The organism is Stenotrophomonas sp. SrG (genome assembly GCF_050031795.1).
In the GTDB taxonomy this organism is placed as follows: domain Bacteria; phylum Pseudomonadota; class Gammaproteobacteria; order Xanthomonadales; family Xanthomonadaceae; genus Stenotrophomonas; species Stenotrophomonas rhizophila_A.
In genome coordinates this window covers 1-240 of the sequence record NZ_JBNBBE010001062.1, presented here as the reverse complement: position 1 = coordinate 240, position 240 = coordinate 1, and the positions used below count along the sequence as shown (strand labels likewise).

At 71.2% G+C, this 240-nt stretch carries 1 pseudogene; it reads left to right on the top strand.

Annotated elements, in window-relative coordinates:
• A pseudogene (locus tag ACQG3P_RS22725) lies at positions 1–240 on the top strand (TonB-dependent hemoglobin/transferrin/lactoferrin family receptor); the annotation flags it as partial.

Below are 240 nucleotides of genomic sequence, written 5' to 3'. Positions count from 1 at the left end.
CACCGCCGTTGGCGGCGCCCATTGGAGCGGCCTGGTGATCGTCAACCATCGCCAGGGCCAGGAAACCGAACGCATGGGCGATGTGCGCCGCAGCGCCCGCACCCGCACCGCCGCCAACCCGCAGGACCGCGATGGCCGCAGCGGGCTCGGCAAGCTGTTCTATGCGCCGCGCGAAGACCAGCGCTTCCGGCTGACGGTGGAAGGCAACGACGACCGCGTGGACACCGACGTGCTGTCGGC